General features: G+C 40.1%; 4 protein-coding genes. All 4 read left to right on the top strand.

Features of this window, described 5'->3' with window-relative positions:
* The first annotated feature begins 371 nt into the window (after positions 1 to 371).
* The 4 genes from DSM106972_RS47870 to DSM106972_RS47855 all read left to right on the top strand — a co-directional run bounded on the left by DSM106972_RS47870 (position 372) and on the right by DSM106972_RS47855 (position 7,287).
* Entirely contained in the window at positions 372 to 560 is a 189-nt protein-coding gene (locus tag DSM106972_RS47870; protein WP_233787147.1) for a hypothetical protein, read from the top strand.
* Positions 561 to 1,358: 798 nt separating this feature from the next.
* Positions 1,359 to 4,745 (top strand): bacillithiol biosynthesis cysteine-adding enzyme BshC, encoded by a 3,387-nt coding sequence (gene bshC, locus DSM106972_RS47865; protein WP_127087314.1) that lies wholly within the window; start codon positions 1,359 to 1,361, stop codon positions 4,743 to 4,745.
* A 125-nt stretch (positions 4,746 to 4,870) separates the two neighbouring features.
* On the top strand, positions 4,871 to 6,067 hold the full coding sequence (locus DSM106972_RS47860) for a glycosyltransferase (RefSeq protein ID WP_127087313.1): 1,197 nt from the start codon (positions 4,871 to 4,873) through the stop codon (positions 6,065 to 6,067).
* Positions 6,064 to 7,287, top strand: a complete 1,224-nt coding sequence (locus DSM106972_RS47855) for an MFS transporter (RefSeq protein ID WP_127087312.1) — start codon at positions 6,064 to 6,066, stop codon at positions 7,285 to 7,287. Before DSM106972_RS47860 ends, DSM106972_RS47855 begins: the two co-directional genes overlap by 4 nt.
* Positions 7,288 to 7,319: the final 32 nt, after the last annotated feature.

Here is a 7,319-nt window from a genome sequence, read left to right as displayed (position 1 = left end):
AGGAGGAGTTTCATCTTTTAAAGCTGTTCGTTAATCCTGAGTCTGCTATACTTTTGGCTGCGTCTACTAGTCCTTACTGGCACCATACGAGAAAATAATATACTCGGTGACGGTTAAACCTTCGCTCCCGGCGCGTTTTAATTGGTAAGTCAATAATTTCAAGAAAGCGGATTCGCCATTAGTGCCCGCATTCCGACTAATTGCCGTACTTGAGACGCTTACGTAATGAAATTGAATAAAAAATTAGATTGAGACCAATTAATAAGTAGAAGCCCGACGTTGCTCACAATATCATATATAAAAAGCAAGTTCAAACAACCGTGTTGAATTAAGCCACCAAACATATCAAACAATCTTAAGGAGATAGAAAAATGATGTCATCGATTAAACGCTTTAGCGCGGGAGCAATAATTGGATTAGTGATTGCTGCATCATATTGGAGCAGTACAACCTTATTCTTTCACTATCAGCTAAGTTTAAGCAGAGGCATTTTAGGATGTTCAGTACTGTCAATTATATTCGGGTTAATAACGCTTAAATGGGGCTACGATGCCCTATAAAATTTATTAGATAATTCGTCTAAATCAAGCTAATTAAGAGATACTTATACCTTGTGCATGACAATCCGTTATATCCATCGCTAAAGTAACCGTTCAGGAGGGCGCCCTTATATTAGACTATATGTACTAATACATTAAAACTAGTGGTATAAATACTTAAAAATTGCTATAAAATTTAGGCACTGTATCTGAGGTTGAGCCGAGATAGCTGTATTTTCGGAAATTAAGGCTTGAAACTCTTATTCTACTTAAGTTTGATAATTTGTTACTTTATTGTACGCAATGCTATTGGGCATTGAGACAGGATGTTTGTAAAAACCTGCATTCCGGCCTTCAAAGGGCTTGATGAGCGCGTTGTAAATAACGGTTTTTTGACTCTGATGTAGCAAATTTGAAAACCGATGCAGGGCAATAGTTTTCAGACCCGGAATGCAGGAAATTGCACGTATCTCGGTTTCATGCCTGCTTCGTTCCTCAGTATGACAATTTTAGATGCGCGCGAAAGCGGGAAAACTCCGTTTACGTTCCTGAACATGACAATCTTAAGAGACTTATATACTAATTTTGCTTGTCATTCTTATGTCATTTTTCTTGTTCAGATTAGAATTACCACCGACCGTTAACTATTAAATGTTAATTGTTCATGTGTATTACTGCCCTATGAAAAACAAAGCAAGATTTCGATATTAAAGGGCAAAAATTGAACATCAATGATGGTTTTGGTTTATTTATGCTGTAAATAAGCGAAACCTGAAAACGTCTACTCTGTAATTGTTTTGTAAATTCTACAACTTTACTATGTCACACACACCAGGGATAATTGTGCTGCCTCAATCTACATCAAATATTCCAACCAACCCACAAGAACGATATGATGCTTGGGCGGAATGTTATGATGAACGTACTACTAATTTTAATTGGTCGGCGCCTCAATTTTTACTCGATGCAGTTGTACGCTATGCACCCCCAAAGGGTTTTTTACGGGTACTTGATATAGGTGTTGGAACGGGACAAGCTAGTGTGACCTATCTTGATAGTGGTGCGTTGGTTACTGGTTTGGATATTTCAGCGTCGATGTTACGGCAAGCTAAGGCTAAATATCCTCAGTTTCATGCTTTGATTGAACATGATTTTAATCGTCCGCTTGTTGAAGCAGGGTTGAAACCACAGAGCTTTGATGTTGTTTTGAGTTGCGGCGCCGTTCATTTTGCCAAGAATATTGCTCAAACTCTGTCACAGTTAAGATGGGTGCTTGCTCCAGGTGGGTTATTGGGGTTTACTTATATACCTTTTCAACAGCGAAGTTTTAGCAGCGCAACTCAACCACATTCACCAAGGTTTGTAGAAGGTATGCTAAGAAAGCTTGGTTTTGAAGTGCTGGAACATCATTCGTTTGTTGCTTATTACGATGGTGGTGATTTGAGTGACCCTGTACGTTACCAAAAAATTATCGCGCGTTGTACACAACCAGTCATTTCTTTACCAGCAGCACTACAGGAAATTGACCGGACTGCTTGTGTTGACCGTTCGCTGTTAATGAGTGTTGCTAGTCAACCTTTGATGAGTGGTTATCAAAATACAGAATGGACGGAAGATTTACTTAGTGTGCGTATTGATAATCAGCTTTTAGTTGATGTTTTACGAAAGCAGGTTGTACAGGGTTTAGTGGCGCCGAGATATTTACCATTACCTAAAATAACTGCTTTGGTAAGTCAAAATAGTTTTGCTTGTGATGTTTTAGCGATTATGCCACATCCTGATGATGAATCTATTTATGCTGGTGGAACAATTGCTGCGTTAACTCAGGCAGGAAATAGTGTGCGTTTGGTTGTTGCTACAGACGGTGGTGCTGGACGTGGTGGAACGGAACTTACAGTTAAACGCAAAGAAGAATTACAGCGCGCGGCTAAGATTTTGGGTATTGAGTCGGTCGAAAGTTTAGGTTTGGCTGATTTTGGAAAATATCGTGATGGCGCCCGTACTCAACCTGTTACAGCTAGTGATACGCTTTCGATTTGGGGATTGGATAATACGTTAGCACTGATTGTTAAGCAAATTCGTTTGGTGCGTCCGCGAATTTTGTTGACTTTACATCCTCTTGTTGACCCAAATTACTCGTTGCATGGTCATCATTTGGGGTTGGGAACTGCTGTGTTGGTGGCGTTTCATTTGGCAGCAGACCCTGGTTTTGTTGTTCCTGATGCTCCTGAATTGGCGCCTGTTGCGGTTGAGGGGCATTATGTGATGATTCCTTCGCATCATGGTGTTGAGGTGATTGATGGTGATGTGATGCGGGTTGAAATTGATGCTGTGCGAAAGTTACGCGCTGTTGAGGCACATCAGAGTCAGAGTTATTCTATACAGGGTTTGATTTCAAGACTTGGGGCGGGCAAGATGCCCGCTCCACAAGAGGCTCCACAAGAGGCTCCACAAGAGGGTTTTGAGGCAGTTCAAGTATTACAGGCACGATGTTGTCAAAAATTTTTAATGGCGCTTCCTATTTGTAGGAATATTTTGAATATTAAGCTTTCTCGTGATTGGATGTCTGCTTATAATTCGTTAGTTTCTCGATGTCATCGGCGTGATGAGTTAGCTGATTTGTTAGAACAGCAAGCTGTATGTTGGGGAAGTTCGCAAGAAGTTTTTACTAATATTCAAAAGCTTCGTGATGATAAAACTGTTGCTGTTGTTACTGGGCAGCAAGTTGGAATACTAGGTGGTGCCGCTTATACACTTTATAAAACATTAGGCGCCATTAAGTTAGCACAGGAGTTAGAGTCTCAAGGGATACCAGCAGTTCCAATTTTTTGGATGGCAAGTTATGACCATGATATAGAAGAAGTGCAGCGAGTGGAAATTTTCTCGAATTTAAGACCTAATATATTTAATCTTGGCTTACCACCAATTCAAAGTCCTGTTGGTTCTATAAAATTAGGTTTAGGAATTTATTCGCTACTCGACGATATCGAAGAATCTTTCCAAAACCTTCCACATGCTCAAGAAGTTGTAGCAGCGTTAAGAAGCGCATATCAACCTGATGTTACTTTTGCTCAAGCTTTCGCTCGTTTTCTAAGTTACTTAACAAAGCATTTGGGATTAATTATTCTTGACCCATCAACTCGTGAGTTTGCTACCTTAGCTCGTGATATTATTGCGCGCGAACTTTTTGATGGTTCTCAAGATGCATTACAACAAGCGAGAGAAACATTATTACTACAAGGGCTTTCGGAAACTATTCCCACAAAGCGTGATGTATTGCAAATGTTCTATACAGATGATAATGGAGTTAGGCGCCGACTGCGTAAGGTAGAAGGTGGGTTTGCGATACAACAAACGAACGTTTATTTAACGAATGAAGGCGCCAGAAATATTTTGCATTGGGAGCCAGAAAAATTTACACCAAGTGCATTAATGCGTCCTTTGCTTCAAGATGCTGTTTTACCAACTATTGCCTATGTAGCTGGACCAAGTGAATTGAAATATTTTACACAGTTACATCGAGTTTATACTTGGGCGAATATTCCCATGCCACAAATAGTTGCTAGACCATCTTTTACTGTAATAAGCGCCGATACTGCAAATATACTCAATCAAGCAGGTGGAACGTTAAAATTAATAAATAGTGAGAAACCAGGTTCTTTAATAGGACGCGCGGGTTTAGCTAGTACAATAAATCTTGCTTGCGATGAGTTAAGGGTATTGCAGCAACGTTGTTTTAAATTACTCGAACAAGCAAAAGCAAATAAACGTGTAGGTAACACAGCTAAAAAACTTCAACTAGATATTGAACAATGGTTGAATGCGACCGCATTATTAATAGAGTCATGGGGAGCAAAGCGTCCTTTTAAAGCATTCGCTTACGCAAAAGAAGAACTGCCTATACTTGCAGCAAAAGTACATTCAGATTTACAACATTCGGGAAACCCTGGCTATCCACCATCAACGCGCAGTATTGGAAAATTAGCTCAGAAATTAATTAGTCTAGAACGCACCATAGTTAGAGAAGGACGAAAGCTGAATATAGCTGGAGTTAGAGCTTTTAACTCAGTTAGTCCTAATAATACACTTCAAGAACGCCATATAAGTGTTGCTGAATTAATTGCCACACACGGTAAATCTTTAATTTCTCATTTATTACCAATTTCCCAACCTGATAATCAGTCACATCTAATAACAATTCGCTAAATCTCTGGTTTTAATCCCCCCAACCCCCCTTGTTAAGGGGGGCTAAGAAAAACTCTTGTTCCCCCCCTTATTAAGGGGGGGTTAGGGGGGGATCATATTGTCAAAACTTAGATAAAAACAGGTTTATGCTATTCTCCTCCACCCATACCATTACATCAAATCTTTCACCCTCCATCACTTCCGACCTAACATCATTGCGAGTAGCAATTTTGTCTCTCGGAGGTTTGGGAGGCAGTGGCAAAGTTGCAACAGAACTGGCGAGAGAATTAACAACAGCAGGCGCCAAAGTAATACTTCTTACCAGTCCACAAGCACAATGGGTAAGTAATGATGAGTTGAACTATATACCAGTATCGGCGCCAAAAACTCCAACACCCGCAGATTCAAAATGGATAGTACCACTAGCACAAGAAATTATTCAGCATGTTGAAACTAATAATATTGATGTGTTGAATGTACATTATGCTGTTGGGTTAGTAGAAGCAGCACTCGAAGCGCGTCAAGAGTTAGCAAGTCGTGGTTACTCGTTATCTGTTTGTTTGACTTTACACGGAAGTGATGTAAATAAATATGGATGCGATTCTAACTATAATGCTCAACTACGAGATTGTATTTTGGCGTGTGATTGTGTAACTGCTGTATCAAATTCATTAGCTTTACAAGCAGTACGGATATTTTCTCTACCTTGGCGCCCGATAGTAATTCATAATGCGATTGATTTAGAAGTATTTCATCCGTTCCGTAGATGGATAGCGGCGCCTTCTGATACTTTGAATTTATGTCATGTTTCTAACTTCCGTGATGTCAAACGTCCTTTGGATGCTATTTCTGTATTAGCGCATGTGAGAGGTGCAGGTGTACCAGCTAGACTAATAATGATTGGTAATGGTCCAAACTATATTAGAGGGCGCGAATATGCAGAAGAATTAGGGGTAGCAAACGAAGTGATTTTTTTAGGTGCTGTTTCTCCTACGGAAGTTGTGCGCTGGTTGGCTGTGACTGATTTGCAATTAGTTACAAGTGAATCTGAGTCATTCTGTTTAGCAGCACTCGAAGCAATGGCTTGTGAAGTTCCTGTTGTGGGTACATATTGCGGTGGTTTAGAAGAGATTATGGCTATTTTAGATGTTGATATGCCTGCTAAATTATTATCGGCGCCTGGTGATACAACGGCAATGGCAGCAAAAATCGTTCAGTTGTTTAATACTCCATCGAATTATCAAAAGCTTCGCGACTCTCTAAGAGATAAAATTCAGCTTCATTTCTCACGCAAAGCTCAGTTACAGGCTTACTGTAATATATTAATGGGCATAATAGCATGAAATTAGCAAAACGTCAACCTCCAGCACTATTAGTTATTTTGGCATTGTGGTTAATGGTATTAGCTTCGAGTAGTCAAGCGACAATAGTGGCGCCTATTTTGTCACGTATTGGTGAAGCGTTGAATATACCTGAAGCTTGGCAAGGAAGTTTGGTTACTGGTTATTCTGTTGCGCTGTCGTTATTTGCCATTATTGTTGGCCCTGTATCTGACCATTTGGGCAGAAGACCTGTGTTGTTAGCTGGCACAAGTTTAATGGCAGTAATGTTATTAATGCACGGTTTTGCTAATGATTTTATATCTTTGTTAACGGTGCGTATTGGCGCTGGAGTTTCTGGAGGTATTTTAACAGGTGTAGCAGTTGCGTATGTTGGAGATTATTTTCCCTATGAGCGAAGGGGATGGGCTTCGGGATGGGTTATGAGCGGTTTTGCTTTTGGTCAAGTTGTAGCAGTACCCGTTGGGACAATATTAGCTGAGAGATATGGGTTTAGGGCGCCGTTTTTTTTATTTGCCATTATTGCAGCAGTTTCGTTCTTTCTGATTTTTATCATTATTCCTCAACCTCCTATTAAACGTCTTGAAGAAAGGTTGTCTGTAAAAATAGCACTGAAAAATTATTGGGTGTTGTTACAAGAAGCGAAAGTTAGAAGTGCAGCAGGCGCCTATGCGACAATGTTATTTGCGGTTTCTACATTCGTAGTCTTTTTTCCTACATGGTTAGAAAAAGAATTTCAAATGACACCTTCAGCAACTGCCACATTATTTATGGTAGGAGGGATAGCGAATATATTAGTGGGACCACAAGCTGGTCGGTGGTCTGACAACATAGGACGCAAGCCTATGATTATAGCTTCTTGTGCAACATCTGCTGTTGTGTTTACTGCGGCGCCGTTTATTGTTACAGGTACATTATCAGCTTATGCTGTATTTTTTTTAGTCATGATATTACTAGCGTTACGTTTAAGTCCTTTACAAGCACTTTTAACTACACTTGTTCCAGAACATCAACGCGGTTCCCTAATGAGTTTAGTTGTCGCAGTTGGGCAACTAGGTGGAGGACTAGGTGGTATCGCTGCGGGTGTTGCGTATGCAGAGTTTGGTTATATTGGTAATGCTTTTTTATCCGCGCTATTTATTGGTTTAACAGGACTGATAGTTTGGCGTGGTTTAGAAGAGCCATCTCGGTTATTGCTTTCAGAAAGAAAACGTTTATCCTAGTTGCTTTATGCCCAAAGTTTTAGTGGTATTTC

Source organism: Dulcicalothrix desertica PCC 7102 (genome assembly GCF_003991905.1).
In the GTDB taxonomy this organism is placed as follows: Bacteria; Cyanobacteriota; Cyanobacteriia; order Cyanobacteriales; family Nostocaceae; genus Dulcicalothrix; species Dulcicalothrix desertica.
This window is presented reverse-complemented; position numbering and strand designations above follow the sequence as displayed.